The sequence below is a fragment of the Clostridium sp. MCC353 genome (assembly GCF_018785315.1).
GTDB lineage: Bacteria > Bacillota > Clostridia > Lachnospirales > Lachnospiraceae > CHH4-2.
Window position 1 is genome coordinate 106,103 of the sequence record NZ_WQPN01000094.1, and the last position, 26,857, is coordinate 132,959.

Below are 26,857 nucleotides of genomic sequence, written 5' to 3' on the forward strand. Positions count from 1 at the left end.
GGGATCGATGATGAAGAAAAAAACAGTTATGAAGATATTTATTTATATCGCTCTTATATTTGGAACGCTTCTGGTATTTTTCCCGTTTTATCTCACCGTTGTTTCCTCACTGAAGGACATGAGCGATATATTCAGTAATTTCTTTGGTTTACCGAAAAGAATCGTGTGGGATAATTTTATTTATGTGCTGCAGCGGCCGGATTATTTTATCGCTTTAAAAAATTCGGCAGTTATCACAGGAATTTCAATTGTGGCAATGGTTGTATTCCTGCCCATGTGCGCATATGCCATATCCAGACGCCGTTTTAATTCCAAATTTTATAATTTCCTTTATTTTTTTATGGTTGCCGGGATTTTTATTCCATTTCAGGTAAAAATGCTTCCCATGGTCAAGCTCATGAGCCAGTTGGGACTGCTGAACAGGCAGGGGGCAATTCTGCTTTACATTGCAAATTCCACCTGCGAGGGCATATTCCTTTTGGTAGGCTATTTGTCCTCTCTGCCCACCGACCTGGAAGAAGCGGCCTATATCGATGGGGCCAATACAAATCAGGTTTTTTATAAAATCGTAAGGCCTATCATGAATCCGATTATATCCACAGTGGTAATTAAAAATTCCCTTTGGATCTGGAATGATTATTTTATGCCTTCTCTGGTGCTCAACCAGTCCAATTTAAACCGGACCCTGACTCTGTACCAGTATTCGTTCAGAACAGAAAATTCTACAAACTTTACCATTGTTTTTGCTGTAATGCTCCTTTCAATCCTGCCAATTTTTATCGTTTACTGTCTTTTCCAGAAAAAGATCGTAGCGGGCATGATGGAAGGCGCTGTGAAAGGATAGGTGTAAAATGGCGCTGATACATGTAAATTTTTATTCGGAGATTTTGAATATGGATACTGGAATCTCCGTGATTATGCCCCAGAAACTGCAGGGAATCGGCTTGGCGGGGAGCGGGGTACAGGAGACGTACCCGGTTTTATGGCTGCTCCACGGCCGCAGCGACGATCATACGATCTGGATGCGGCGGACCTCAATCGAACGGTACGCTGCCCCTCTCGGTCTGATCGTTGTGATGCCGGAGGTGAGTTACAGCCGGTATTTAAACATGGCCCACGGCCCCAGATATTATGATTATATGACAGAAGAACTGCCTCATTTCTGCAAAAAAATGTTCCCCAAAATGAGCATGGAGAGAGAGGATAACTACATAGCCGGCCTTTCCATGGGCGGCGGCGGCGCTATGTGGATCGGGATCAATAACCCGGACCGGTATGGAACAATCTGTATGCTGTCCACAGGCGGTATGGCCCCGTTAGAAGGGCTGTGGCGGGGGAAAGAAGGCGACGTCAATTCCACCTATCTGAAATGCAACCGGGATATATACGGAGTAGAAGATTCGGATTCCCTGGCCGGAACGGAGTATGACATTTTAAAACTGATCCAAGAGAAGGCCGGAAACGAAGAAATACTGCCAAAAGTCTATCATGCGATGGGCACAGAGGACGTCAGATATCCGGTTGCGATGAAGATAAAAGAAACATTTGAAGGGATACCGGGCAATCCCTACCGCTATGAATATCATGAGGGGCCGGGAAAACATGAATGGGAATTCTGGGATACATGGATCCAAAAGTTCCTGGAAACCCTGCCGTTGAAAGGGGGAAAATGATATGGCTCTGATGCAGATTCATTTTTTTTCAGAAGCATTAACGGAATGCAATTCCATGGATGTGATCCTGCCTGCGGAGCGCTGGAACAGGGAGACATATCCGGTTTTATGGCTGATTCCCCCGGCAGGTTTGGATCATACCGCCTGGATGAGAAAAACAGCAGTGGAAGAACTGGCGGATGAGCTGGGAATTCTGGTGGTGATGCCGGATATGAAACTGAGTTATGGAACAGATATGGTTCATGGCTTCAAGTATTTTACAATGCTGACCCAGGAACTGCCGGAGCTGGTAAATGAGTATTTTCCGGCGGACCTGACAAAACAGTACATTGCGGGAGCTGAAGAAGGGGCATACGCGGCGCTGCGGGCGGCGTTTAAATGTCCGGAAAATTACAAAATGGCAATCTGTTTTTCCTGCGGTTCTCTGACCGATGAAATTCTGTCTGGTTCCAAAAAAGAACAGGCGGCCAATGCATTCGGGACAGGAGAGATGGAGAATCTGAAAGATACGGATTATTCGCTGCACGGTCTGCTGGAAGAGAATAGGGATAGGATTCCGAAAGTATATTTTGCCTATGGAAGCCAGGATGTTTATGTAAGATCATCTGAGCTCCTGGCAGAAAAACTTGAAAGCGGTGGAAAAAATAAAATACAACGGCTGGAAGGATGCCTTACCTGGCAGAATTGGTTTTCCCTTCTTCAAAAAATCCTCTCAAAAGAAATAAAGTAGCTTTTTTATTTTATTTTCATATGCTATACTATTCAGGATAAGCATAATGAGAATAGAGTAAAGGGGAATGCTATGATATTTCGTGATATTTGGCTCGATGTAAAGGCAGTTCAGGAACGGGACCCTGCGGCCAGGAATGCCCTGGAAGTCCTTCTGCTGTATCAGGGTGTTCATGCCCTGATCTGGCATAGATTTGCACATTGGTTTTATAAACACAGGATGTTTTTCATTGCAAGGCTGATTTCCCAGCTTGCAAGATTCTTTACGCTGATAGAGATCCATCCCGGCGCCCAGATGGGGCATGGGATTTTGATCGACCACGGCTGCGGAGTGGTGATCGGAGAAACTACGGTCGTAGGCGATAACTGCACCATCTACCAGGGCGTAACCCTGGGCGGTGTGGGAACCCAGAAAGGCAAGCGCCACCCAACCCTTGGAAACAACGTGACCGTTGGGGCGGGAGCCAAGATTTTAGGCTCCTTTGAAGTGGGCGATAACTGCCGGATCGCTGCCAATGCGGTTTTATTAAAACCATTGGAGAACAACGTGACGGCCGTAGGAGTTCCCGCCAGGGCGGTGAAAATCGACGGAGTTCCCATTCCGAAAAAAGAGGAAAAGATGGTTTCCATGGAACACTACTGCAAGATGGAAGCCAGGGTGGAGCAGTTAGAGGCCGAACTGGAACAGCTGGAGACCCGGCTGAAAGAACTATTAGCGAAAGGAAATGAAACCGATGGAAGACCGTTGCCGTGATATCGAACGGAGCATCATCAAGCAGTATCGCAAAGATATCTGGCGGCCATTTGTAAAGGCACTGAATGAATACGACATGATACAGGAAGGCGACAATATTGCCGTCTGCATTTCCGGAGGAAAGGATTCCATGCTGCTGGCAAAGTGCATGCAGGAGATCCGCCGCCACGGAAAGATGGATTTCGGGCTGGAATTCATCGTGATGGACCCCGGCTACCATCCGGACAACCGGGCCCTGATCGAAGAAAATGCAAAGCTGATGGGCATTCCCATCCGGATCTTTGAATCCGACATCTTCAATGTGGTTGTGGATGTGGACGAATCGCCATGCTATCTCTGCGCCAGGATGAGAAGAGGTTATCTCTACGCCAACGCAAAAGAGCTGGGCTGCAACAAAATTGCCCTGGGACATCATTTTGATGATGTGATTGAGACCATTCTCATGAGCATGCTCTACGGAGCCCAGGTAAACACCATGATGCCCAAGCTGCACAGCACGAATTTTGAAGGGATGGAGCTGATCCGGCCTTTGTATCTGGTAAAAGAAGCCAACATACTGGCCTGGAAGAACTTCAACAATCTGAGATTTCTCCAGTGCGCCTGCCGGTTTACCGAGCGGATCGCAAAGGAACGGGCTTTAGAAGAAGAAGTCCACACATCCAAGCGGCAGGAGATGAAGGAACTGATCAGCCAGTTTCGCAAGATCAACCCCCATATAGAGATGAATATCTTTAAGAGCGTGGAAAATGTCAATCTGGACGCCTGTATCGGCTATGTGAAGAAGGGCGAACGCCATCATTTTCTGGAGAATTATAATCAACAGTCATAATAGAAAAAGCACTCACATAAACTTTCTTAGAGTAAATAAGAAGGTAAGGTGGGTGCTTTTTATGGTGGAGCTGATTAAGAAAAATATACATATGAACCGCTGGAAAGGAAATGCCGCGACTCAGATCACTCTGGATGATGATTTTATTGTGCCTGATACCATGGACGACATGGAGCAGGTGATTATGGACACAGGAGAAGTACAGATTGAAGCCGTGAAAAATATGGGAGAAAAGCTGTCCATCAAAGGAAAGGTGGTCTTCCAGGTTCTCTATGCCAAAGCGGAAGGCGGCATGCAGACCCTGGGAGGAACGATTCCATTTGATGAAATGGTAAATGTCCCGGGTTTGGAAGAGAAGGATTATGCCGGTGTCAGCTGGGAGCTGGAAGATTTAAATGCAGCGATGATCAACTCCAGAAAACTGAGCGTTAAAGCTATCGTCACTCTGGACGTGCGTGTGGAGACTTTGTATGACGCGCAGGCGGCTGCCGACCTGACTTCCGCGGCTGACCGCAATGGAGAAGAGGTTCAGGTTGAGGTGCAGAAACGGAAAACGGATGTGGCCTCCATCGCTCTGCGGCGGAAGGATACCTACCGTATTAAAGAAGATATTACTCTTTCAGGCAGCAAGCCCAGCATGGACGCGGTTCTTTGGAGCGAGCTGAAACTGAGGAGTGTCAATACAAAACCATTGGACGGAAAAGTACATATTGACGGAGAAGTCATGGTCTTTGTCATTTATACCAGTGAAGGGGAAAGCGCACCGGTGCAGTGGGTGGAAGAGAGCATTCCATTTTCAGGAGAACTGGACCTGCCGGAGGCGTCGGAAGAAATGATCCCCGCCATTTCGGTCCGGCTGATCCACAAGGACGTGGAAGCCAAGCCGGATGCGGACGGAGAGCTGCGGGAACTGGAAATTGACGCCGTTCTGGAACTGGATATGAAGCTGTATGAAGAAGAGGAAATCGAGCTTCTGAGCGATCTGTATTCCACCAACCGGGAACTGGCCCTCCAGACCGGCCAGGTGTGTTTTGAACAGATACTTGCCAAAAACACCGGAAAATGTAAAGTGACCGATAAAGTGAATGTGGATGCGGAGCCCAGAATCCTTCAAATCTGCCACAGCGAAGGAAGCGTTAAGATCGACGCAGTCCAGGTTGAAGAAGATACGTTAAAGATTGAAGGCGCGCTGGAAATCCAGATCCTGTATCTGACCACGGACGATAAAGAGCCGGTCAGATCCTATGTCACCATGCTGCCCTTCCATTATACGTCTGAAACTCCCGGAATTACGGAGGAGAGCATTTATCAGCTGGATACCGGATTGGAACAGCTCAGCGCAGTCATGCTCAGCACCGATGTAGTTGAAGTGAAGGCAGTCGTGGTGCTGGATCTTCTGGTACTGCAGCCGGTCTGCGAAAACGTGATAGAGAGCGTGAGCGTAGAGCCCATGGATGTGAAAAAGCTTCAGGAGATGCCGGGAATCGTCGGCTATATCGTACAGCCGGACGATACGTTGTGGACAATTGCGAAGAAATTCCACACCACAGTGGAAAATGTGATCGACACCAACGGCCTGACGGAGGAAAAAGTATCGCCGGGCGACAAGCTGATCCTGATAAAAGAAATTGCGAAAGGCTGAGAAAAATGGTATAGTGGAAATATTGATTAGAAAGGATTAGCTGTAGAAACGCATATTTATGATGCGTTTCTACTGTTGACCGGACAGGGTGTGCCCATGGCGGGAATGCATTTTCAAATACACCCTGTACTGCGGCAGTGGAATTGCTGCGGCATGGATAAAAGACAGATCTGAGGGCTGTGGAGTGAACAGAAGAAAGAGCATATATAGAATAGTGATTTGCCTGGCAGTATTTTTATGCCTGAATTTAATGGGGGCGCAGGCAGAGGATGCATGGGCGGCGGGAACGTCGGCGGCAGAGAATGGGGCGGCGGCGCCGGATCCGGGGCCGCTGGAAAATACGCCGCCGGAAGCGGTTCGTGTAGGATATATACAAATCCCCGGTTATTTCGAACGAAATGAAAGCGGAGATTATTTCGGATATGGGTATGATTTTTTAAAGGAGATTTCCCAATATACAGGGTGGGAATACGAGTTTATAGAGGCCACATGGGAAGAATGCCAGACCATGCTGGAAAATGGGGAGTTAGATATGTTAGGCCCAATGATCCGGGACCCGGAAAGAATGGATAGGTTTGACTTTTCAAACCAGGAGATTGGGACCACCTATCTGCAGATCCTGACAGGGGAAGAGACGGACAGCTACGCATTTGAAGATTATGAGAATTTTGACGGGAAAAAGGCCGGAGCTTTGTCTGGCTGCTACGGGAAAGAGAAGCTGGAGGAATATGAAGGGCTCCATGGTTTTGAACTGGACCTGGTTTATTACAAAACACAGGAAGAGTTAAACCAGGCGTTAAAAGCACATGAGATCGATCTGCTTTTCAGCATAGGTTTAAGAAAACCCAAAGACCAAAAGGTGGTGGCAGCTTTCGGCAGCAGCCATTATTATCTGGCGGTTACAAAGGGGAACAGCCAAATTCTAAACGGGCTTAATGAAGCGCTTGACCGCATCTATTATCTGAATCCTGAGTTTCAGACCGACATTTACCGAAAACATTATAATAGGAATAAAGAAGGATTTCCTGTGTTCAACAGAGAGGAACAGGAATATATTAAGGAACATCCGGTTCTAAAAGTGGCCTATGATCCGTTCTGGGACCCGCTGGAATATTATGATGCGGAGCAGGGGACGATGAAAGGAATCACCAGGGATCTTTTCGATATGATCGCTGAATTTTCCGGCATGCAGTTTGAGTTTGTAAAAGCTGAAGACTACAGCAATGCACTCTCCCTTTTAAGGGATGGGAATGTGGATATAATCACAGCTTTTGCCAATGATTATAACTGGGCGGAAAAGAAGCATGTGAAAATATCTTCCGTATATATGGAACTGCCCATGACTTTGGTCAGCAAAACAGGAATCAACAGTATGGATGAACAGGTAATTGCCGTTCCAGACCAGTATTATGCCAGTTATCAGATTCCATTGTGGAACAGAGAGACAGAGATTATTACATTTAAAACCGTAGAAGAGTGTCTGAAAGCGGTCCGGAACGGAGAGGCGGATGCAGCCTGTATCAATCTGTATTCAGCCAATCAGTGGCTCCAGAAAGATGCATACTATAATTTAAAAACAACCGGTCTCAATGATTTCAGCCTGCCTCTCAGCATAGCGGTTTCCCCAAATACAGACAGGCTTCTGCTGGACATTATTAATAAATGTATATTTTATGTGTCCCAGGATGAATGGAATGAGATTGTAGCAGTTAATACGATGAAACCGGAAACCATTACAGCCCGGGAGCTGCTGCGCCATAACCCGGAAGCCTTGCTGCTTGTCATCGGCGGGCCTCTTGTCTTAATCATTCTCTGCCTTGGAGTGATCACCATCCAAAAGTCCAGAGCCAATAAAAAGATCACCCGGCTTTTATACATTGATTCTGTAACCGGCCATGGAAATTACAATAAATTCATGCTGGACATGAAAAAACGCCTTCCTCTGGCGGAGTTTAAAAACGCTTTAATCTATGTAGATATCAACAATTTTAAATATATTAATGATGCATTCGGGTATGAAACCGGCAATGAGATGCTGAAAGTATTTTCCAATATTATTCAATCGGCCATTGGACAGGATGATTTATTTTCCCGCATTTTTGCAGATAATTTTATCCTGTTGGTTCGTTTTAAAGACAAGAACAGCCTGGAAAGACTGGTTAATAAAATCCGGAATGATGCGCAGCATTTTATGGATGAACTGGGGGTGGTTTACCGCCTGACGGTGAGCTGTGGTGTTTATATTGTGGATTCCGACCTGACTTCAGTGGACAAGCTGGTAAACCGTTCCCGTTATGCCAATGAAAAGGCAAAGCTTCAGGGCGGACAGGCCATCGTCTATTATTATGACGATCTCTTGAGCAGCATGATGCGGGAAAAAGAACTGGAGGCCATGATGGAAAAGGCGCTTCAAGAAAACCAGTTTATCCCTTATTATCAGGCCCAGTATTATGCGGCCGATGGAAGGCTGGCAGGAGCAGAGGCACTGGTTCGGTGGTTCCATCCGGATCGCGGAATGATCCAGCCGGGAGAATTTATCCCTTTATTTGAAAAAAATGGATTTATTGTTAAAGTGGATCTGGCAATGTTCAACAATGTCTGCAGACAGATGAGGGTCTGGATGGATCAGGGAATAGAAATCTGTCCCATTGCCTGTAATTTCTCCCGCCTCCATCTATATGATGAAGGATTTCCAAACCAATTGCGGAATATAGCGGACAGTTATGGAATTCCACCTTCCCTTCTCACCGTGGAAATTACGGAAAATGTTGCGATGCAGAATATGGATGTTTTCATAGCCTGTACGGCAAAATTGAAGGAATACGGATTCGGCATTTCTATCGATGATTTCGGAACCGGATATTCTTCACTGGGAGTTCTGCAGAGACTGGAAATTGATGAACTGAAGCTGGATCAGATTTTCCAGAGAGGCGGATCGGTAACTGATAAAGACAAAATACTGATTGAGCTGATCATAGAAGCTGCCCATAAACTTAATTTACGAGTAGTTTGTGAAGGCGTGGAAACCCAGGAACAGGTTCTCTATATGAAACGGATCGGCTGTGATATTATCCAGGGATATTTTTATTCAAAGCCGGAAAAGACTTTATATCCGGATGTATGATTTGGACGGTTCTGGGGATTATGATAGAGAACATACACACATTTAAGGGTTTACGTATATTATACATTATAGTCGGATTTCTTCGGGGCGCCAATCCGCATCCAGCTGGTGCTTTAGATAGATACAGGACTTTAATTAAAACCTGGGCGGCAGCTGTGCTATTGCAAGGCACAGTTGCCGCTTACATAGTCTTTTTTACATCAAGGGTGATACCAAGGCGATATCAAGGCGACATTCAGGGTGACATTAAGGGTGACATTAAGGGTGAAGGCATTTTCGAAAATGCCTTGAGGGTTTAAAGTAAAGGGTGAAGGCATTTTTCAAAATGCCTTCACCCTTTACTTTAAATAATTTTTTTTTACCGCCAATCCTATGCCACAAACCGATACATCATGATATAATGACAAAGGCTTCCCCCCATCACAAACAGGTGGAAAATTTCATGGGAACCGAAATTTTTATGATTCGTGTTAAAGATAGGAAGCTTTAACGCATAAATAATACCGCCGATGGTATAGATAATGCCTCCGGCCAAAAGCCATCCAAAGGCTGCGGGCGGAAGGGCTTTCACGATTTTTGTAAAGGCCAGGACACAAACCCAGCCCATTGCGATATAAACGACGGAAGAAAACCACTTGGGGCATGTGATCCAGCAGGCCATGACAATGATGCCCACAATGGCGATTCCCCAGACCAGAGCCAGCATATTCCAGCCGGTTTTGTCTCCCAGCACGATAACGCAGATGGGAGTATAAGTGCCTGCGATGAGGATGAAGATCATCATATGGTCGATTTTTCTCAGGAGTTTGTTAACTGCGGGTGAGATATCCAGAGTATGATAGATGGTGCTGGCCGCATAAAGCAGAATCATGCTGCTGATAAAAATTACCATAGATATAATCCTGATTCTGTCATCCGGCTGGTAAGCCTTCATAATCAGCGGAGCTGCGGCACAGGCCGCCATAACCATTCCGGCGAAATGAGTGATGGCACTTCCGGGATCTTTGATTTTTAAACTCATAGAAACACCTCCAATTAGAAATTGATAATATGTAATGTAGTTATGAAAACTATATGATGTCATTTACTATACTATACAACTTTTAAATAAAATATGCAAGGAGAAAATAAAATGCCGAACATTTTTTTTGAAGACCAGCAGATCATAGTGGTGGAAAAGCCTGTGGGTTTGGAATCACAGTCCGCCCACAGCTTTGAACCCGATATGGTAAGCGAGATTAAAAAACATATTAACAAGTTATCCACGTCCAAATGTGAACCATATGTGGGAGTTATCCACAGATTGGATAAGCCTGTGGGCGGCATTATGGTCTATGCAAAGACGCAGAAAGCCGCCGCAGTCCTGAGCAAACAGGTATCCGGCGGTGAAATGATAAAAAAATATCAGGCAGTGGTTTGTGGAAAACTTGTGGATAATGTGGGTAACTATGTGGATTATCTGTTGAAAGACGGGAAAAACAATGCTTCTAAAATTGTGGATAAGGGGATAAACGGTGCAAAACTGGCCAAACTGAACTATAAAGTGATTCAGACGATCCAGGATGGGGAGGAAGTTCTGTCTCTGGTGGAGATTGAGCTTCTGACCGGACGCCACCATCAGATCCGGGTACAGATGTCAGGACATGGAACCCCTATATGGGGAGATAATAAATATAATCCCGAATTCAGCCCTGCTGCGGGACCTGCCAGAAAGAGGGGCACCATCGCGCTCTGCTCCTGTTTTCTGTCATTTTCCCACCCCGCAACAGGTGAGAAAATGAGCTTTCAAATGAAGCCGGACTATTCGGTATTTGGTAAATTCCAGTGATATCTTGTTGACTAGGCTGATACATATCCTATATAATGTGAGGACGTGCGGTGCGCTTGGAGACGGAACGAGTAGACAATGGCTGCCTATCCGCTCTGCCGGTTCACGAAAATTTTTGGAGGTATGTATCATGAAACCAAACGCAGCAAAAAAAGAAAAGCTATCGCTTTTCGGCCGTTTTTTAAACGGTGTGGAAACTATGGGGAATCGGCTTCCTCATCCTATTACGATGTTTGCTATGTTAGCCGTGGCTATCGTATTGATTTCCGGACTCTGTTCGTTATTAGGGGTGTCGGCAACGGGAGAGATGATCGACAGCAAAACCCTGGAGCTGACAGAACAGACGGTCAGCGTTGTCAGCCTGATGAACAGGGAAGGCCTGGCATATATGCTCACTCATATGGTCAGCAATTTTACCGGTTTTGCCCCTTTAGGAGTTGTTCTGGTAACCATGCTGGGGGTTGGATGCGCAGAAGGAAGCGGATATCTGTCCGCTTTGATGAAAAAAGCAGTATCCGTAACTCCGGCTGTGATTGTGACACCAATGCTTGTATTTCTCGGAGTCATGTCCAATGTGGCTTCTGATATCGGTTATGTTGTTTTGATTCCCATAGGCGCTGTTGTATTTATGGCATATGGCAGGCATCCCATGGCCGGCCTTGCAGCCGCCTTTGCAGGAGTTTCCGGGGGATTTTCTGCCAATCTTCTGGTGGGAACCTTAGATCCCATGCTTTCCGGGATCAGTACCGAAGCGGCCAGGATGGTCAGAGCAGATTATGTGGTTCAGCCCACATCCAACTGGTATTTTATGATTGTTTCCACGTTTGTGATCGTGGTGATCGGAACATTTGTAACTGATAAGATCGTAGAGCCGCGTCTCAAAGCCCATCAGCATACGGGAGAAGACGTAAAAGAGGCAACGGCTTTAAGCGACAGGGAAAAGAAAGCGTTAAGGTGGGGGAACCTTTCCCTTCTGGCTGTTGTGGTTCTGATCGCGGCGGCGTCATTTCCTCAGGATTCATTTCTTCGCAATGCGGAAACGGGAAGCTTAATGAACGATTCACCGTTTATGTCCGGGCTGATTGTCCTCATCGCCCTGCTGTTTTTTATCCCCTCCATCGTTTACGGACGGGTGTCCGGAACTTATAAGAACGAAAAAGACGTCTGCGCCCAGTTAGGCACCAACATGTCTTCCATGGGGGCCTATATTGCCCTGGCCTTCGTTGCGGCTCAGTTTATCAGCTATTTTAACTACACCAAACTGGGAACCATACTGGCTTTAAAAGGCGCTGATTTTCTGGGGACGGCAGGAGTGAGCGGCCCGGTACTTATGGTCATATTCATCCTGTTTTCAGGCGCGATCAACCTGCTCATGGGCTCTGCATCGGCAAAATGGACCATTTTGGCACCAGTATTTGTGCCCATGTTCATGCTTTTGGGATATTCGCCGGAACTGACACAGGTGGCATACAGGATCGGTGATTCCTGCACCAACCTGATTACCCCGCTGATGTCGTATTTTGCCATGGTAGTGGTTTTCGCTAAGAAATACGATTCCGAATCGGGAATTGGAACTTTAATTGCAACCATGCTTCCCTACAGCATTTTCTTCATGATCGGCTGGTCCGTGCTTTTGATCCTGTGGATGATATTGGGACTTCCCCTGGGACCGGGCGCTAATCTGATGATTTAGTTTACACCAAATAAGCAACGGTTCAGACGGCTCATCTTCTTGACCCAAAAGGCCGGTCAAGAAGCAGCGGACTGGCTGGACACGTCAGCGGGGGGCCGTGAACTGATACCCAAAAAAATTCAACTGAAACCAAAAAAAATCAACTGAAAACAGGTTGACATAAAGACTAAAACGTAGTATCCTGCTGATTAGGGCATGTTGTCAGTATGTTTTGGAAAGGTGATTAAAATTGAACAGAGAGTTTTACCAGACGGTAGCAGATATATTAGAGAATGAAGATTTTAAAAAGCTGAGCGCATATGTTCAGCATAAATCCAGCACCAGGCTTCATCACAGCATCCATGTGGCGTATATTTCATGGAAGATTGCCAGGGCAGTGGGAAGCGATGAAGTGAAAGCGGCCAGAATCGGCCTGCTTCATGACTTTTTCTTATATGACTGGCGTACTGATGAGACTCCGCAGATGCATGCGTTTTATCATCCCAAACTGGCGGCAGTGAAAAGCCGCGCTTATTTTAAGGTGAACGACAGGGAAGCCCGGGCAATTGAAACACATATGTTTCCATTAGGGCCCATGCCCACCTCATCTTTGGGCTGGATCGTTACACTGGCAGATAAGATTTGCGCGGTTAATGAATTTATGCCATGGCATGAAAAAGAACAGTGGGCGATGGCCGCGTAGCGGACAACGTCTGTTCTATAGAATAAAGTGCCTTCCTATGCCGGTTATGGAGACCGCATAACATGCAGCCGGTATTTCTGGAAGAAAAAAGAAATTGATAAATTTACACATAAAATCATCAGGACAGCACATAATAAATTTTGTACAAATGAAGTACAAAACAGAAATAGGTGAGTCCATGGTGAAACCGAATGAGAAACTGAAGAGGATACTATTAATTACAGGGGTTACGGGAGTGGTTTATGCAAGTTTCAGATACTTGCTGCCTCTCGTAATTCCTTTTTTCATTTCCTATGTGATCGCTCTGGGGCTGTATCCGACCGCTTCCTGTATTTCCAGGAAAATGAGCGTTCAAATCGGCAGCAGGAATCTTCACCTGCCCGTGGGAATTGTGGGGGCGCTGGAACTGCTGGTTCTTTTATCCGTCCTCGGCATCTGGGTTTATGCCGGAGCGCAGCGCCTTTATATAGAAGGCCGTATGCTGGTGGACCAGATTCCTGTATGGATCAGCCAGCTTGATCTGTGGCTGACCGGGAAATGCCGGATCTTTGAGACGGCCTTGTCCCTGAAGCCCGGGTGTCTGGTGGTAATTGTGAGAGATATGCTAAGAGGACTGGGCAATTCCGTGAAAAATGGAGCCATGCCCTATCTGATGTCAAATTCCATGGCCATATTCCAAGGTATGATCCAGGTTACCGTGATCTGGGTCGTGGGCCTGGTTTCCATCATGCTGTCCCTTCAGGAAATGGAAGAGCTGAAATACCGCCGGGATAACTCCATTTTCCATGAAGAGTTCGCCCTGATCAGCCGTCGCCTGAAAATGATGGGAAACGCCTATCTGAAAACCCAGGGCCTGATCATGATCCTTACAACGGCTGTTTGTATCACCGGCCTTTTTCTTTTGAAGAATCCATATTATATTCTGGCCGGAATCGGAATTGGACTTTTAGACGCCCTTCCCATATTCGGCACAGGGACTGTGTTTATTCCCTGGGTGGTCATTTCCCTCTTCCGCGGCCAGGTGGGAACTGCCCTGGCGCTCATGGCTGTTTATCTGATCTGTTACTTTTTAAGAGAGTTTATGGAAGCCAGGATGATGGGCAATAAAGTGGGGCTTTCAGCCCTGGAAACTCTGGTGTCCATGTATGTGGGGCTGAAATTGTTCGGCCTGCTGGGATTTATCCTGGGGCCGGTGGGGCTTTTGTTAATTGAAGATTTTGTGGAACTTTATAAAGGGCCTGGTACCGGTTCCACCTGAAGCTGCAGTTCTGTCAACTGCTCATCCGGATATCTGGAAGTATGGATATCGATCCACAAGAGCTCCAATAAGGGCCCGCAGGCGGCCAGCCCGCTGTCCCGGGCATATTCAAAAAGCCGGGGAATATAATCATAATTCTGGCTGCAGTCCCCCCTGTAGCAGACCGAAAGGAACGTACCGCCCCCGATTTCATGTTCTCCCTTTGGGTGCAGGATAAACACCGCGTCATATTCCCTGCAGTCCCCCGCCTTGGCGGAGGCCAGATTCAGGAAAGAGCCCATCTGGTTATTTCCTATTATATATAATTTTTCACGGTCAAAATTGACAAGCTGTTTGATTAAGATATCCATCTCCTCGTCTGTTTTATAACCCTGCATGATCCGGTGGCAGGGGCGGGCGGGGAGTTCTTTTTTGGTCACAATCCCGAGGGGCAGTTCCTGGGCCATAGAAATGGTCTGCTTGCGTGACAGGATATTGTCCCTGAGGCCGGTCAGCTGCTCCAATTTTTCGTCAATTGCCGTCAATTCCTGGTCCAGCATGCTCAGGCTGGAAGAAATGCTCCGCTCCTTCAGGTATGTGCGGATCTGTTCCATGGAAAATCCCAGCCCCCGCAGGTCCCGGATCACATTCAGGCACCACAAATCTTCTGTCCGGTAGACCCGGTAGCCATTTGAGGCCCGGCGGGGAACTAAAATTCCCAGTTCCTCATAATACCGCAGCACATCGGTGCTGATCCCGTAAAGCTTCGCTAATTCCCCGATCTTATAATAGGTTGACATAATATAGAAACTCCTTTCCAAACGGCTGCTGTTTTACGTAACCGTTCAGACATGCCCGCAATATGTCTAAACGGTTACTGTTACCTATTTTGCAAAGATTAGTTACAGTTCACGGCCCCCGCTGACGTGTCCGGCCAGTCCGCTGTGCCGTCCGAAGGGGCTCCGTCTTCCGCTGTGTGAACGATTTTTGAATGTCATCGGTCCCCTTAGTTCTATCCCCTTCCGGTCTTAGAGTTGTCCAGGCCGAAACCATGAGTTCACATGGCGGAAAACGGAGCCCCTTCGGACGGCACAGCGGACTGGCCGGACATGAACTCTAACAAAAATTATAATAAATTTTCAAAAACCCCTTTACTTTGGTATTATACCAAGGTTTATACTCGAAGTACAACAAATCAGCCATTGAATTTCCGCATTTTTCATGGAAAACCCCGGATTTTCCATATAAAACGTAAAAATACCGGGCCGTCCATGCAAAATGCGAATGTTCAAGCAGCAGGAAAAGAATTGGAGGAATTATTAATTATCATGAATTATGATGGAATGTCACTGAAAAAAAACTTCTGGCGGTTTATCTGGCCGTCGGTCATCGCCCAATGGATCTTTGCCCTCTATACCATGGTGGACGGGATGTTTGTGGCGAGAGGGGTATCAGAGGTGGCTTTGTCGGCGGTGAACATCGCATCGCCATTTGTTAACTTCATGTTCTCGGTATCCATCCTGTTCGCGGTGGGCGCGTCCACGATTGTGGCAATCTACCTGGGACAGGGCAAGCATGAGGACGCCAACCAGGTTTACACCCAGAACATGATCGTTTTATCGGTGTTATCCTTCGTGATTATGGGTGTGGTGATCTGGCGGCTGAATGATATCGCCGTATTCCTGGGCGCCACGGAAGTTACCATGGATTATGTAAAAACCTATTTATTGTCGGTAGTGCCTTTCACCTGGTCATTTATTATCTCTTATTCCTTTGAAATCCTTGTAAAAACGGACGGATACCCCAGATTTGCCACCGTAGCGGCCACCACGGGCGCGGTGCTCAACTGTATTCTGGATTATCTGTTTGTCATGGTATTTCATTGGGGCGTTGCGGGAGCCGGGGTTGCCACTGGGATTTCCCAGACCGTACTGGTAATCATGTATCTGACCCATTTCCTCAGCCCCAAGGCCACCATAAAATTTGTAAAAGTGGTCTGGAACGCAAAAGAGCTGGTCCGAGGCGTCAAAATCGGCCTGGCTTCCGGCTTGACGGAATTTTCGGCCGGAATTACGGTCTTTCTCTTTAACCATGCGATCCTGTCCAATATAGGGGAAGACGGGATTGTCAGCTATACCATCATCGCCTATGTGAGCACCATTGTGGTCATGTCCATGGCGGGAATCGCCCAGGGAACCCAGCCGTTAATCAGCTATTATTACGGAAAGGGGGAAAGAGAGAAATACAAAACCCTGTTCCGCTATGCCCTTACCGCCACAATCGGCCTGGCCGCCGTGGCTTTCGTTTCCGCATGGTTTGGCGCCGATCTGCTGGTAGGCGTGTTCGTATCACCGGAGCTGGGAGAACTGAGGGCTTATTCCTCCCATGTATTCCGGATTTTCAGCATTTCATTTCTCATTATGGGCTTTAACGTGGTATCCGGCGGTTTCTTCACCGCCATTGAACGGCCCAAATCCTCGCTGGCCATATCTTTAGGCCGCGGGTTTGTAATGCTGGTTATCGCGCTGAAACTGTGTGTGGGAATTGCCGGAGGAGAAGGCATCTGGTGGGCGTCCACGGTTTCTGAGGTGCTGTGCCTGCTGGTGACGGCCGGCCTCATGTTCCGGTACGCCAAAACGGAAAATCATACGTCAGCCGGGGAAAAAAGCGTCTGTGAAAAAACACATGTAAAAACCAGGTATTCCGGCGTATCGGATACTTGACAACTGATGCAAAATGACGTAGAATCAAGAATACAGCAAATGGAAGCTAAAGACGTTGAAGAGGGCTATTAAGCGGTTACACACCACAGAGAGGGGATCACATGGTGGAAGATCTCCGTGTCCATGACTGCCCAACCTGCCTCGGAGTCCCGTATGAAAATACGGCGTATATCTGGCGTTAACAGAAAAAAGAGAGTCCGCCGCCCATAAAGGGCAGGGCTAATTTGGGTGGTACCGCCGAGTCATTCGGTCCCTTGTAAATCAACAGGGGCTGAATGCCCCGGCGTTTTTGTTATAAAAGCGCATTTCTTTATTACAGAAAAAAAGGAGATAAAGTTATGGCAAACGACAAAAAACTGGTAGAAGCGATCACATCCATGGATGTGGATTTCGCGCAGTGGTACACAGATGTAGTGAAAAAGGCAGAGTTATGTGATTATGCCAGCGTAAAAGGATGCATGGTGATCAAACCTGCGGGATATGCGATTTGGGAGAACATTCAGAAAGAACTGGACGCCCGTTTTAAAGCGACCGGAGTTGAGAATGTCTATATGCCCATGTTCATTCCGGAAAGCCTTCTTCAGAAGGAAAAAGACCATGTGGAAGGGTTTGCGCCGGAAGTGGCATGGGTCACTCACGGCGGACTGGAAGAGCTGCAGGAGAGAATGTGCGTAAGACCTACATCAGAGACATTATTCTGTGATTTCTATGCAAAAGATATCCAGTCTTACCGCGATCTTCCAAAACTTTACAACCAGTGGTGTTCCGTAGTCCGCTGGGAAAAGACCACAAGGCCGTTCCTCCGTTCCAGAGAATTTTTATGGCAGGAGGGCCATACCGCGCATGCCACCGCAGAAGAGGCGGAAGTCAGAACTATTCAGATGCTGAACGTATATGCGGATTTCTGCGAAGAGGTACTGGCGATTCCGGTTATCAAAGGACAGAAGACAGATAAAGAGAAATTCGCAGGGGCAGAGGCTACCTATACCATCGAATCCCTGATGCATGACGGAAAAGCGCTCCAGTCAGGCACCAGCCATAATTTCGGCGATGGATTTGCCAAAGCATTTGAGATCCAGTATGCGGCAAAAGATAATACCCTGCAGTATGTACACCAGACTTCCTGGGGAATGACAACACGTATGATCGGCGCCATCATCATGGTTCACGGCGATGACAACGGCCTGGTGCTGCCGCCCAGAATCGCTCCAACCCAGGTCATGATCGTTCCGATCCAGCAGAAAAAAGAAGGCGTGCTGGATAAGGCATTTGAACTGAAAGACGTTCTTTCCAACTTCCGTGTGAAGGTGGATGACAGCGACAAGAGCCCGGGATGGAAGTTCAGCGAATCCGAGATGCGCGGAATCCCGGTTCGTGTGGAAATCGGGCCAAGGGATATTGAGAACAACCAGGCAGTTTTGGTCCGCCGGGATACTCACGAAAAGATCACCGTATCATTGGATGAAATTAAAGATAAAGTTGGGGAATTGCTGGATGAGATCCACAATTCTATGCTGGAACGGGCCAGAAAGCACCGGGAAGAGCATACCTATGTGGCCACAGATTTCGACAGCTTTGTTAAGACTGTTGAGGAAAAACCGGGATTCGTAAAAGCCATGTGGTGCGGATGCCAGGAATGCGAAGATAAGATCAAAGAACTTACCAGCGCAACGTCACGGTGTATTCCATTTGAACAGGAGACGTTGTCCGATAAATGCGTATGCTGCGGCAAACCGGCAGTGAAGATGGTTTACTGGGGACGCGCATATTAAAAAATTTAAACCAAAGGGTGAAGGCATTTTTGAAAATGCCTTCACCCTTGATGTTAAAAAAGAAAATGCTGTGAGGAGGAGACGTATGCAGATTCAGATACCGCAGGAGGTAGAAGAAATTATTGGTAAATTAAAGAATCATGGTTATGAAGCCTATGCGGTAGGCGGATGCGTCAGAGACACCCTTTTAGGGCGGGAGCCCGGAGACTGGGATATCACCACATCCGCAGCTCCGCAGCAGGTAAAAGAAGTATTTCCAAAAACAATCGATACGGGAATCCAGCATGGAACGGTTACAATTATGATAAACCACGTGGGCTACGAGGTGACGACCTACCGGATTGACGGTGAATATGAAGACGGACGCCATCCAAAGTCCGTAGAATTCACTTCCAGCCTGAAAGAAGACCTGCGCCGCCGGGATTTTACAATCAACGCCATGGCTTACAGCCACGAAACCGGGATTGTGGACGAATTTGGCGGTATGGAGGATTTGGAGCAGAAAGTGATCCGCTGTGTGGGATGCGCTGTCGACCGTTTTACGGAAGACGCTCTCAGGATCTTGAGGGCGATCCGGTTTGCCGCCCAGCTTGGTTTTGAGATTGAACGGGAAACATTTGACGCGATAAAGAAGATAGCGCCCAATCTGGTGCATGTCAGCAAAGAACGGATACAGACAGAGCTTACCAAGCTGCTTTTATCTCCCAATCCCGAAAAGATCGGTCTGGTTTATGAAACCGGGATCAGCCGGTACGTATCAGACGCCTTCCATAAGGTGGACAGGAGCCGTATGCGGATTGACAGCGCTTTGGAGAAGAAAAAACACATCCGCTGGGCCGCATTTTTGAAAAATACATCCGTACAGGAGGCAGACGCGGTTCTTCACGATTTGAAACTGGACAATGATACGATTAACAAAGTTAAGGTTTTGGTGAAATGGTTTGAACATCCGCTGAAACCCGATAAAACAGAGCTCCGCCGGATGATGAGCCGGATGGACTCTTCCCTGTATGATGACCTTCTGGAACTGAAAAAAATGTCCTCTCCCGAAGTTCAATGTCTGGAAGAACTCATAACAGTTGGGGAACTGAGCGCTGACATCCGTGAAAATGGAGACTGTGTCAAGCTGAAGGATCTGGCAGTCAGCGGTTCCGATGTAATACAGGCCGGAGTTAAACCTGGTAAGGCGGTGGGAGAGGTGCTGAACCGGCTTCTGGAAATGGTTTTAGAAGAGCCCTCCAGAAATGAAAAGGAATATTTGACAGATCAGATAAAAAAGATTTCTTTTTCCTGATACTTATGATACAATATGGATATTATAAGCGTGTCAGAGCACAAGATTGACTAAAAGAGGTGATGAGATGAGCAAGATGAAAAAAGCCGCTTTACTGATCATAACTGTATTGATGAACCTGATGATGTGTTTTTCTGCATTTGCAGCACAGGAAGCAGCGCCGGCGGATGATGGCAGTTTTATCCTGATTTTTATGGGGCTGGTACTGTTGATTGTGATCGTCGCGGTTATTGTGACTGTGTCGGTGGTATCTTCTGCTATTTCGGTAGCGGCAGTTCTGGATATGGAAGAGGATTAGTAAGATTTATGGCAGGCAGCTGTTCTTTATATGGGACGGCTGCCTGTTCTTTATTCCATAGGAAAGAGCGCCGCATAAAAAAGAGTTCATAAACCCCCGCTTTCAAACATAACTTAGAAGTAGCTAATAGCTTGGCGTTTGGAGGGGTGGCCGTGAATGATAAATATATGGAAGCATTAGAACAATACGGATTGGATGTTATGGCTGTAAGACGTGGCCGTGGTTCGTGGCTGTGTGATACCAGCCAGGGCCTGAAGCTGTTGAGGGAGTATAAAGGAACCGTAAAACGGCTGGAATTTGAAGAATATGTGATGAAACATCTGATAGAAGGCGGCAATGCCTGTGTGGACCAGTATTTAAGAAATGCGGAAGGCAATTTGGTTTCCATTGCAGGAGACGGAACCAGATATATTTTGAAACAATGGTATGAGGACCGGGAATGCAATTTAAAGGACAGCGAGGAAATTATGTGGGCCGTGGCCCAGATCGCAGCCATGCACAAGGTGTTAAAGGAAATTGAATTTCAGGAAGAATGGACCATGGGATCCATTATGAGCAGGCCCCTGGCCGAGGAAATGGAACGCCATAACCGGGAGCTGAAACGGGCCCGGACTTATATCCGTAATAAGAGAAAGAAAACAGAATTTGAATTGTGCGTCATCGGCAATTTCAATACCTTCTATCAGCAGGCCCAGGAGGCGCTGCAGGGGCTTTCGAAACTGCAGGAGGAATATGAACATGACCGGCTTTTTTTATGTCACGGTGATTTGAACCAGCATCACATTTTGATCGGGGAACAGTATATCGCTATCACTGAATTTAACCGGATGCATTTGGGGATTCAGATGGAAGACCTGTATCATTTTATGAGGAAAGTGATGGAAAAACATGACTGGGATGTGGAACTGGGGCTGAAAATGCTGAACGCTTATGAAGAGGTTCTTCCGCTGGATTCCCTGGATCACAAATGTCTGTATTACCTGTTTTTATATCCTGAAAAATACTGGAAACAGATTAATTTTTATTACAATGCGAATAAGGCCTGGATCCCTGCCAGAAACATTGAAAAACTGCGGAGTTTAGAGGAGCAGCAGGAGAGCCGGGAGCATTTTCTGTCGAAAATAAAATAGGCTGTTTTACTTCCTTTTTCTTATAACTTGGGTTATAATTACAACAAAAGAAAGCAACAGGAGGGAGTAGTAACGCCTATGAAAGATTATATGAAGATTTATAATGAATGGTTATCAAACCCATACTTTGATGATGCAGTGAAAGCAGAGCTGAAAGCAATTGAAGGCGACGAGAACGAGATAAAAGAACGTTTTTATATGGATCTGGAATTTGGAACCGCCGGGCTCCGCGGAATTATCGGGGCAGGCATCAACCGCATGAATATTTATGTGGTCAGAAGGGCGACCCAGGGCCTTGCCAATTATATTATCAAGCAGGGCGGCGCTGGTAAAGGCGTTGCTATTGCGTATGACTCCCGCAGGATGTCTCCTGAATTCGCGGATGAAGCAGCCAGAACCCTGGCGGCCAATGGGATTAAAGCTTATAAGTTCGAATCTTTAAGGCCTACGCCTGAATTATCCTTTGCAGTCCGCGAACTGGGCTGCATAGCAGGAATTAATGTGACGGCCAGCCATAACCCGCCGGAATATAACGGTTATAAAGTGTACTGGGAGGACGGCGCCCAGTTTACCCCGCCTCATGACAAAGGGGTGACGGAAGAAGTGCTTGCAATTGAAGATTTATCCACAGTGAAGACCATGAGCGCCGGGGATGCTATGGCGGCCGGACTTTACGAAGTGATCGGGGCTGAAATCGATGATAAATATATCGCTCACGTAAAAGCCCAGGTAGTGAACCAGGATGCCATCGATCAGATGCAGGACAGCATTAAAATTGTGTATACCCCGCTCCATGGAACCGGCAACATACCGGTACGGAGAGCTTTAAAAGAGATTGGTTTTGAACATGTTTATGTAGTTCCCCAGCAGGAGCTTCCGGACGGTGAATTCCCAACGGTCAGCTATCCCAATCCGGAGGCGGCAGAAGCTTTTGCTCTGGGACTGGAACTGGCGAAAGAGAAGGATGCGGATCTTGTCCTGGCAACAGATCCGGACGCCGACCGCCTCGGAGTATACGTAAAGGATAGTAAGTCCGGTCAGTACATTCCTTTGACAGGCAATATGTCAGGCTCCCTTTTATGCGAGTATGTGCTCAGCCAGAAGAAGGAAAAGGGCCTGATTCCGGAAGACGGACAGGTTATCAAATCCATCGTTACCACGAACCTGGTAGACGCAGTGGCTGCGGCTTATCATGTGGAACTGATCGAAGTTTTAACCGGATTTAAGTATATCGGACAGCAGATTTTAAAAGCAGAGCAGACCGGAAAAGGCAGATATTTGTTCGGCCTGGAAGAGAGTTACGGCTGCCTGATCGGCACCTATGCCCGTGATAAAGACGCCGTATCCGCAAGCGTTGCCCTCTGTGAAGCCGCCGCTTACTATAAGACGAAGAATATGACATTATGGGATGCCATGGTGGCTATGTATGAGAAATACGGATATTATAAAGATGCGGTAAAATCCATCGGCCTCAGCGGCATAGAAGGGCTTGCGAAGATCCAGTCCATTATGGAAACCTTCCGCAACGATCCTCCAGCCCAGGTGGGCGATTATAAGGTGCTTTCAGCAAGAGATTACAAGCTGGATACCATTAAGGATATGGTGACAGGAGAAGTGAAGCCGACCGGCCTTCCATCTTCCAATGTGCTCTATTACGATATGAATGATGCGGCCTGGCTGTGTGTAAGGCCGTCAGGAACCGAGCCTAAGATCAAGTTCTACTATGGTATCAAAGGCACATCCTTAGAGGATGCGGATGCCAAATCAGACGCTCTGGGAGCGGCAGTGATGGAGATTGTGAACAAACTGCTTTAATAGGATGATTGTAAAGTAAAGAACCCCTTCAATCCGGGACAGCGGCGGATCATGTGAGATGATCCGCCGGCTGCCATGGATTGGAGGGGTTTTATATATATTCTGATTAATTGGATTTCTTCTGTTCAATTGTCTCTTTCAGCTCTTTTAAGGCTTCTGCAAAACGTTTCGAGGAAGCGGATGGATTGCCCCGCAGAATGCCTTTTCTGTAAAATGTCATATGGTGTTTCAATTTCCGCCTGTTTTCAATCAGCATTTCCAGCCGTGTATTCAAAGCAGCCTCTGTTTCCGCTCTCAGTTCGGCAACGCGCAGGGCTGTATCCTGTTTTAAACCGGCAACTTTTTGGGCAGCGTCTTCTTTCAAGGTTTTTAGCTCGCTGACTCTGGAGGCGGCGCCTTCTTTCAGGTTTTTCAGTTCGCCGACCTTGGCTGCGGCGTCTTCTTTCAGGTTTTTCAGTTCGCTGACCCTGGCTGCGGCGTCCTCTTTCAGGTTTTTCAGTTCGCTGACCCTGGCTGCGGCGTCCTCTTTCAGGTTTTTCAGTTCGCTGACCCTGGAAACGGCGTCTTCTCTCAGGTTTCTCAGTTCGCTGACCCTTTGTGCCGTATCTTCTTTCAGCTCATTCATGCGCTGGGAGGTTTCGGCTTTTAACAGGGCGATCTGTACCTGGATTTCTTCCAGTTCGGCCTTCATCTTTGTCATGGCCTCCAAAGCGCGGCCCAGATCCAGGGCTTCGCGGACGGATTGTACGGTATCTGCTGCAAAAGCGGCGCTGATAACGCCGATCAGGGCAAATTCCAGGACCGGATTCAGATGGAGCACAAATTCTTCAATGGGTTTATGAACAATTTCCGTCATAAAAATGGTTAAAAATCCCCATGCGATGGAAGAACTGAGGCAGATATACCCCCGGATGTTAAAGGGCTGGTTGCTGTAATCCCAGTATTTCATTTTAAAAAGCCGTTCCATGACGCTGCCTGTGATATATTCCAGGATTGTTGCGGCGATCACACCTGAAAGGTAGACGAGAATCAGGTTGTTTTTCACCGGAAGGGATACCCAGAGCATCATCACCGCTCCTGTGCCATAGAGGGGAAGGAGGGGCAGACGGAGAAAGCCGCGGTTGACAAACCGCCCTTTCTTTAAGGATACATAGGTGGATTCGAAAATCCAGCCGAAAAAACAGTAGATATAAAAAAATGTCAGCCAGTGATACCATGCGTATGTGTACATTGCGTCAGCCTTTCTGTGTAAAATGTTTTTCTGTCTGAGAAAATCGATATGGATCGGTTGAAATACCGCTGAGGGTTTTCCAAACTATAAAGATTATAGCACATTCAGGGTTTATATGCACTTATATCAGCCTTACGTTTTACCTGAAAATAGTTGCGGTGGTCTGAAAGAACCGATATAATCAAAAGAAAGTCGGGAAATAGGGCTGTGAATTTGCAAGAAGAAAAAGGTAAGATTGAAATTATTTATTGAAAATAGAAGATAAAAATGAGGCTGGAATTAATTTTATAGAAGACAAGATGAAAGAAATGGGATAAAATAGAGCAGATAAAGAGATCAGTATTAAAGAGATCAGATAAAAAGAAATAAGGAGATTTTTACAACATGAGCATATTAAACGTCGAGCACCTGAGCCATGGATTCGGGGACAGAGCCATTTTCCAGGATGTCTCCTTCCGTTTATTAAAAGGAGAACATATTGGACTGGTGGGAGCCAACGGGGAAGGTAAATCCACATTCATGAATATCATCACCGACAAGCTGATGCCGGATGAGGGAAAGGTTGAGTGGGCGAAGAATGTCCGGGTCGGTTATCTGGACCAGCACACGGTTCTGGCGGAGGGCATGACCATCCGCGACGTATTAAAGAGCGCATTTGCATTTTTGTTCGACATGGAAACCCATATGAATGAAATCTGCGACAGGATGGGGGAAGCGTCTGAAGAGGAAATGAACCAGATGATGGAAGAATTGGGAACGATCCAGGATCTTTTGATGGCCCATGACTTCTATATTATAGATGCGAAAGTGGAAGAAGTGGGACGGGCGCTGGGCTTGGATGAAATCGGTCTGGATAAGGACGTTACCGACCTGAGCGGAGGCCAGAGGACCAAAGTCCTCCTCGGCAAGCTGCTTTTGGAAAAACCGGACATCCTTCTTTTGGACGAGCCCACCAACTATCTGGACGTCCAGCACATTGAGTGGCTGAAACGGTATCTGCAGGAATATGAAAATGCGTTCATTCTCATTTCCCATGATATCCCATTTTTAAACAGCGTTGTCAATCTGATTTATCATATGGATAACCAGAGGCTGGACCGCTATGTGGGGGATTACGACAAATTCCAGGAAGTTTATGCGGTTAAAAAGTCCCAGCTTGAGGCCGCATACAAGCGCCAGCAGCAGGAAATTGCAGAATTGGAGGACTTTGTGGCACGCAACAAGGCCAGGGTGTCCACCAGGAATATGGCCATGTCCCGCCAGAAGAAGCTGGACAAAATGGAAGTGATCGAGCTTGCCAGAGAAAAACCAAAGCCAGAGTTCAACTTCATGGAAGCCAGGGCCGCGGGTAGATATCTGTTCGAGACCCACGATCTGGTGATCGGCTATGACAGGCCCCTTTCCAAACCCCTGAACCTGGTCATGGAACGGGGAGACAAGATCGTGCTGCGGGGAGCCAACGGAATCGGCAAGACAACCCTCCTTAAAAGCATTTTGGGACTGATCCCTCCGGTCAGCGGAAGTGTGGAGTTAGGAGACTACCTGTATATCGGATATTTTGAACAGGAAATGGCTCCGGGAAACACCACCACCTGCATCGAAGAGATCTGGAAGGAATTCCCGTCCTATACCCAGTATCAGGTGCGTTCGGCCCTCGCGAAATGCGGCCTGACCACTAAACACATCGAAAGCCAGGTCCGTGTCCTGAGCGGCGGCGAACAGGCCAAAGTGCGGCTGTGCAAACTGATCAACCGGGAAACCAACATCCTTCTTTTGGACGAGCCCACCAACCATCTGGACGTGGAGGCCAAAGAAGAGCTGAGACGGGCGCTCATGGCATATAAGGGCAGTATCCTGCTGATCTGCCATGAACCGGAATTCTATGAGGGGCTGGCGACGAAAGTGTGGGATTGCGGGGAGTGGTCGTTGTTGGTGTAAAATTGGGGTTTAATTGGTGAAAGTTACGCAGGAAAGCGGGAGGAGGCGGCGGACAGACGGCCGGATTTTTGGAAGGGGCCAGGCCGAGGGGCATCCGTCGGGGATGAAAACCAGCTTCCAACCGTAAGTGAAACTAAGACTCTAGGGATGAAAAAAGACGGTCCGATGCCCATTCACGGTAAACTCTTTATGGGACTTTACCGTTCAGTGGGCATCTCAGAAACTGATTTGGTTTTCAATTTCTGCCCGTCTTTTTTCATCCCTGGAGCCTAAGTTTCACTAACGGTTTCCAGATGGCTTTCATCCCCGACGGATGCCCCTCGGCCTGGCCCCTTCCAAAAATCCGGCCGTCTGTCCGCCGCCTCCTCCCGCTTTTCTGCTGGTTTTCTCTGGAGCTGGGGAATTAAATGCAATTTAGCTGTTAGCAGGTAGTTTTTAATATCAAGTTTTTTACATTAACCCTCA

The 26,857-nt window shown here is 47.2% G+C and carries 21 protein-coding genes; 18 read left to right on the top strand and 3 right to left on the bottom strand.

Translation table 11 applies throughout. From position 1 onward, the window contains the following. Nucleotides 1-7: 7 nt before the first annotated feature. The 7 genes from GPL15_RS16905 (at nucleotide 8) to GPL15_RS16935 (ending at nucleotide 8,751) form a co-directional block, all read left to right on the top strand. Nucleotides 8-844, top strand: a complete 837-nt coding sequence (locus GPL15_RS16905; RefSeq protein ID WP_215699862.1) for a carbohydrate ABC transporter permease — start codon at nucleotides 8-10, stop codon at nucleotides 842-844. A 7-nt stretch (nucleotides 845-851) separates the two neighbouring features. Next, nucleotides 852-1,673 carry an alpha/beta hydrolase family protein gene (locus GPL15_RS16910; protein WP_275950506.1) on the top strand — a complete coding sequence of 274 codons (822 nt, stop codon included), beginning with the start codon at nucleotides 852-854 and terminating at the stop codon, nucleotides 1,671-1,673. Between the two features lies 1 nt (nucleotide 1,674). After that, nucleotides 1,675-2,403, top strand: a complete 729-nt coding sequence (locus tag GPL15_RS16915; protein WP_215699864.1) for an alpha/beta hydrolase-fold protein — start codon at nucleotides 1,675-1,677, stop codon at nucleotides 2,401-2,403. Nucleotides 2,404-2,475: 72 nt separating this feature from the next. Then, on the top strand, nucleotides 2,476-3,156 hold the full coding sequence (gene cysE, locus GPL15_RS16920; protein WP_215699865.1) for a serine O-acetyltransferase: 681 nt from the start codon (nucleotides 2,476-2,478) through the stop codon (nucleotides 3,154-3,156). Then, a complete protein-coding gene (locus tag GPL15_RS16925) occupies nucleotides 3,137-3,985 on the top strand; it encodes an ATP-binding protein (RefSeq protein ID WP_346344992.1) in 849 nt (282 codons plus the stop codon). The genes cysE and GPL15_RS16925 overlap by 20 nt, the downstream gene beginning before the upstream one ends. 61 nt (nucleotides 3,986-4,046) lie before the next feature. Next, nucleotides 4,047-5,627, top strand: a complete 1,581-nt coding sequence (locus GPL15_RS16930; RefSeq protein ID WP_215699867.1) for an SPOCS domain-containing protein — start codon at nucleotides 4,047-4,049, stop codon at nucleotides 5,625-5,627. Between the two features lie 184 nt (nucleotides 5,628-5,811). Continuing rightward, nucleotides 5,812-8,751 carry an EAL domain-containing protein gene (locus GPL15_RS16935; RefSeq protein ID WP_215699868.1) on the top strand — a complete coding sequence of 980 codons (2,940 nt, stop codon included), beginning with the start codon at nucleotides 5,812-5,814 and terminating at the stop codon, nucleotides 8,749-8,751. Nucleotides 8,752-9,121: 370 nt separating this feature from the next. Here GPL15_RS16935 and GPL15_RS16940 read toward each other — a convergent pair whose 3' ends face one another. Further along, nucleotides 9,122-9,772, bottom strand: a complete 651-nt coding sequence (locus GPL15_RS16940; RefSeq protein WP_215699869.1) for a hemolysin III family protein — start codon at nucleotides 9,770-9,772, stop codon at nucleotides 9,122-9,124. Nucleotides 9,773-9,883: 111 nt separating this feature from the next. Here GPL15_RS16940 and GPL15_RS16945 point away from each other — a divergent pair, with 111 nt between their 5' ends. The 4 genes from GPL15_RS16945 to GPL15_RS16960 all read left to right on the top strand — a co-directional run bounded on the left by GPL15_RS16945 (nucleotide 9,884) and on the right by GPL15_RS16960 (nucleotide 14,212). Then, a complete protein-coding gene (locus tag GPL15_RS16945; RefSeq protein ID WP_215699870.1) occupies nucleotides 9,884-10,579 on the top strand; it encodes an RluA family pseudouridine synthase in 696 nt (231 codons plus the stop codon). Nucleotides 10,580-10,709: 130 nt separating this feature from the next. Continuing rightward, on the top strand, nucleotides 10,710-12,272 hold the full coding sequence (locus tag GPL15_RS16950) for an AbgT family transporter (protein WP_215699871.1): 1,563 nt from the start codon (nucleotides 10,710-10,712) through the stop codon (nucleotides 12,270-12,272). 229 nt (nucleotides 12,273-12,501) lie between these two features. Next, a complete protein-coding gene (locus GPL15_RS16955; RefSeq protein WP_215699872.1) occupies nucleotides 12,502-12,954 on the top strand; it encodes an HD domain-containing protein in 453 nt (150 codons plus the stop codon). 178 nt (nucleotides 12,955-13,132) lie between these two features. Then, nucleotides 13,133-14,212, top strand: a complete 1,080-nt coding sequence (locus tag GPL15_RS16960; protein ID WP_252198476.1) for an AI-2E family transporter — start codon at nucleotides 13,133-13,135, stop codon at nucleotides 14,210-14,212. On the opposite strand, the gene GPL15_RS16965 is transcribed toward GPL15_RS16960, so the two are convergent. Continuing rightward, nucleotides 14,182-14,991, bottom strand: a complete 810-nt coding sequence (locus GPL15_RS16965; protein ID WP_215699874.1) for a MerR family transcriptional regulator — start codon at nucleotides 14,989-14,991, stop codon at nucleotides 14,182-14,184. The two genes, GPL15_RS16960 and GPL15_RS16965, sit on opposite strands and share 31 nt — an antisense overlap. Before the next feature lie 507 nt (nucleotides 14,992-15,498). Between GPL15_RS16965 and GPL15_RS16970 the strand changes: the two genes are divergently transcribed. The 6 genes from GPL15_RS16970 (at nucleotide 15,499) to GPL15_RS16995 (ending at nucleotide 23,223) form a co-directional block, all read left to right on the top strand. Next, nucleotides 15,499-16,914 carry an MATE family efflux transporter gene (locus tag GPL15_RS16970; RefSeq protein WP_346344993.1) on the top strand — a complete coding sequence of 472 codons (1,416 nt, stop codon included), beginning with the start codon at nucleotides 15,499-15,501 and terminating at the stop codon, nucleotides 16,912-16,914. A gap of 338 nt (nucleotides 16,915-17,252) precedes the next feature. After that, nucleotides 17,253-18,686: a proline--tRNA ligase gene (proS, locus tag GPL15_RS16975; RefSeq protein WP_215699875.1), complete on the top strand. Its 1,434-nt coding sequence runs from the start codon at nucleotides 17,253-17,255 to the stop codon at nucleotides 18,684-18,686. 85 nt (nucleotides 18,687-18,771) lie between these two features. Beyond that, the gene (locus GPL15_RS16980) at nucleotides 18,772-19,980 is read left to right on the top strand and encodes a CCA tRNA nucleotidyltransferase (protein ID WP_215699876.1); all 1,209 of its coding nucleotides are present in this window, start codon (nucleotides 18,772-18,774) and stop codon (nucleotides 19,978-19,980) included. A gap of 67 nt (nucleotides 19,981-20,047) precedes the next feature. Then, a complete protein-coding gene (locus tag GPL15_RS16985) occupies nucleotides 20,048-20,278 on the top strand; it encodes a hypothetical protein (RefSeq protein ID WP_215699877.1) in 231 nt (76 codons plus the stop codon). A 152-nt stretch (nucleotides 20,279-20,430) separates the two neighbouring features. Further along, complete coding sequence (locus GPL15_RS16990) at nucleotides 20,431-21,408, top strand: spore coat protein CotS (protein ID WP_215699878.1); 978 nt, start codon at nucleotides 20,431-20,433, stop codon at nucleotides 21,406-21,408. Nucleotides 21,409-21,486: 78 nt separating this feature from the next. After that, a complete protein-coding gene (locus GPL15_RS16995; RefSeq protein WP_215699879.1) occupies nucleotides 21,487-23,223 on the top strand; it encodes a phospho-sugar mutase in 1,737 nt (578 codons plus the stop codon). A 106-nt stretch (nucleotides 23,224-23,329) separates the two neighbouring features. On the opposite strand, the gene GPL15_RS17000 is transcribed toward GPL15_RS16995, so the two are convergent. After that, on the bottom strand, nucleotides 23,330-24,454 hold the full coding sequence (locus tag GPL15_RS17000) for a putative ABC transporter permease (RefSeq protein WP_215699880.1): 1,125 nt from the start codon (nucleotides 24,452-24,454) through the stop codon (nucleotides 23,330-23,332). Between the two features lie 384 nt (nucleotides 24,455-24,838). Here GPL15_RS17000 and GPL15_RS17005 point away from each other — a divergent pair, with 384 nt between their 5' ends. After that, nucleotides 24,839-26,392: an ABC-F family ATP-binding cassette domain-containing protein gene (locus tag GPL15_RS17005; protein WP_215699881.1), complete on the top strand. Its 1,554-nt coding sequence runs from the start codon at nucleotides 24,839-24,841 to the stop codon at nucleotides 26,390-26,392. Nucleotides 26,393-26,857: the final 465 nt, after the last annotated feature.

Excerpts from the sequence above, each read along its gene's own strand:
- GPL15_RS16905 (WP_215699862.1), top strand. The coding sequence starts at position 8 with ATGATGAAGAAAAAAACAGTTATGAAGATATTTATTTATATCGCTCTT.
- GPL15_RS16910 (WP_275950506.1), top strand. The coding sequence starts at position 852 with ATGGCGCTGATACATGTAAATTTTTATTCGGAGATTTTGAATATGGAT.
- GPL15_RS16915 (WP_215699864.1), top strand. The coding sequence starts at position 1,675 with ATGGCTCTGATGCAGATTCATTTTTTTTCAGAAGCATTAACGGAATGC.
- cysE (WP_215699865.1), top strand. The coding sequence starts at position 2,476 with ATGATATTTCGTGATATTTGGCTCGATGTAAAGGCAGTTCAGGAACGG.
- GPL15_RS16925 (WP_346344992.1), top strand. The coding sequence starts at position 3,137 with ATGGAAGACCGTTGCCGTGATATCGAACGGAGCATCATCAAGCAGTAT.
- GPL15_RS16930 (WP_215699867.1), top strand. The coding sequence starts at position 4,047 with ATGGTGGAGCTGATTAAGAAAAATATACATATGAACCGCTGGAAAGGA.
- GPL15_RS16940 (WP_215699869.1), bottom strand. The coding sequence starts at position 9,772 with ATGAGTTTAAAAATCAAAGATCCCGGAAGTGCCATCACTCATTTCGCC.
- GPL15_RS16945 (WP_215699870.1), top strand. The coding sequence starts at position 9,884 with ATGCCGAACATTTTTTTTGAAGACCAGCAGATCATAGTGGTGGAAAAG.
- GPL15_RS16950 (WP_215699871.1), top strand. The coding sequence starts at position 10,710 with ATGAAACCAAACGCAGCAAAAAAAGAAAAGCTATCGCTTTTCGGCCGT.
- GPL15_RS16960 (WP_252198476.1), top strand. The coding sequence starts at position 13,133 with ATGGTGAAACCGAATGAGAAACTGAAGAGGATACTATTAATTACAGGG.
- GPL15_RS16965 (WP_215699874.1), bottom strand. The coding sequence starts at position 14,991 with ATGTCAACCTATTATAAGATCGGGGAATTAGCGAAGCTTTACGGGATC.
- proS (WP_215699875.1), top strand. The coding sequence starts at position 17,253 with ATGGCAAACGACAAAAAACTGGTAGAAGCGATCACATCCATGGATGTG.
- GPL15_RS16980 (WP_215699876.1), top strand. The coding sequence starts at position 18,772 with ATGCAGATTCAGATACCGCAGGAGGTAGAAGAAATTATTGGTAAATTA.
- GPL15_RS16985 (WP_215699877.1), top strand. The coding sequence starts at position 20,048 with ATGAGCAAGATGAAAAAAGCCGCTTTACTGATCATAACTGTATTGATG.
- GPL15_RS16995 (WP_215699879.1), top strand. The coding sequence starts at position 21,487 with ATGAAAGATTATATGAAGATTTATAATGAATGGTTATCAAACCCATAC.
- GPL15_RS17000 (WP_215699880.1), bottom strand. The coding sequence starts at position 24,454 with ATGTACACATACGCATGGTATCACTGGCTGACATTTTTTTATATCTAC.
- GPL15_RS17005 (WP_215699881.1), top strand. The coding sequence starts at position 24,839 with ATGAGCATATTAAACGTCGAGCACCTGAGCCATGGATTCGGGGACAGA.